Source organism: Novosphingobium sp. AAP83, assembly GCF_001295795.1.
Lineage (GTDB): Bacteria > Pseudomonadota > Alphaproteobacteria > Sphingomonadales > Sphingomonadaceae > Novosphingobium.
The window spans coordinates 1-1,072 of the sequence record NZ_LJHY01000070.1; the positions used below are offsets into that span (position 1 = coordinate 1).

The 1,072-nt window shown below is 60.8% G+C and carries 2 protein-coding genes and 1 pseudogene; all 3 read right to left on the reverse strand.

Features of this window, described 5'->3' with window-relative positions:
* A pseudogene (locus tag IP81_RS21430) lies at nucleotides 1-208 on the reverse strand (hypothetical protein); the annotation flags it as partial.
* A complete protein-coding gene (locus IP81_RS21760) occupies nucleotides 177-449 on the reverse strand; it encodes an Arm DNA-binding domain-containing protein (RefSeq protein WP_082356310.1) in 273 nt (90 codons plus the stop codon). The pseudogene IP81_RS21430 and the gene IP81_RS21760, both read right to left, overlap by 32 nt.
* Before the next feature lie 100 nt (nucleotides 450-549).
* Nucleotides 550-1,072, reverse strand: a 523-nt coding sequence (locus tag IP81_RS18720; RefSeq protein ID WP_157573343.1) for an FCD domain-containing protein, incomplete at its 5' end; no start/stop codon positions are given.

Genomic DNA, 1,072 nt, shown 5'->3' on the forward strand with positions numbered 1-1,072 from the left:
GGGGGGGGGGGGGCGCGCGGTAGTCCTTGGCGATGGCCCAGTCGATCACCATCCCGATTCGCTGCCGCACCCGCCGCGCCGTCTCATTCTTGTCGAGCCAGATCGCGATCATCACATCGCGGACATGCGCGCTGTCGATGCCGCTGACTGCAATGTCGCCGATCTTTGGGAACGCCCTATGCCCGTTTCCGGTGGAGCACCGGGTCAATACCGGCTTCGACGAGCGTGCGAATCTCCGCTGCGCGCTGCCTCGCCTGCGACAGGGTGATCTTTTTGGCGCTGTCGATTCCGATGTCACGGCGGCGCCCATTCTTCTGGACTCGGCAGATCCATGAGCGCGCACCCTTGCTGGTCACGCTCAGGAACAGCCCGTCACCGTCGTGGTAACGGCCTTTGGCGAGGGGGCCACGCAGTGTCGTCGCGCTCAGATTCCCAACGATTCCTAACACACATTCTTACCCACATCTGTATGAAACAGATCGAAATGAGGTGAAATAGGCCGAAACAGTCGCTTCGGTCTAAACGCTTGTCTTATTTATATTTTTGGCTTTAGGCAGCGGCCTGAAACGGGGAAGTGGCATCGACGATGCGACCAGGTTCTGCATTGGCATCCGGCACCGGGCCGTGCGCGTGTCCGAAGACCTGCTCGAGCCGCGTATCGAGCGCCTGCCTGATCTGCGTGTTCAGGGTGTCATAAAGGATGAGTAAAAGCGGTTTGTTCGTGGCCTTTGCCACCTCCCGGTGTAGCCGATCGTCCAGTCTCTTCCACTGGAGGTAGCCTTCGGTCTTGCACAAAATCTCGTGGCATTGCCTGACAACAGCAAGGTTTTCGGCGGTGGCGTGTACCGCAGCCTCGGCCGCCAGCAAGGGCTCCAGCAGGATGCGCGCGGCAAAAACATCCCCGACACTGAAGGATGGTGCGGCGAGGGAGCGGACTTCAACTGTCTCGCGCGATCCGATGAAGGTGCCCTTGCCGACGTGAGGCCAGATGGCACCATCCTCCTCCAAGCGGCGCAGAAGCGTCCGCAAACGCCCGCGCGATGTACCGATCTCCTCGCTCAACTGCGGCTCG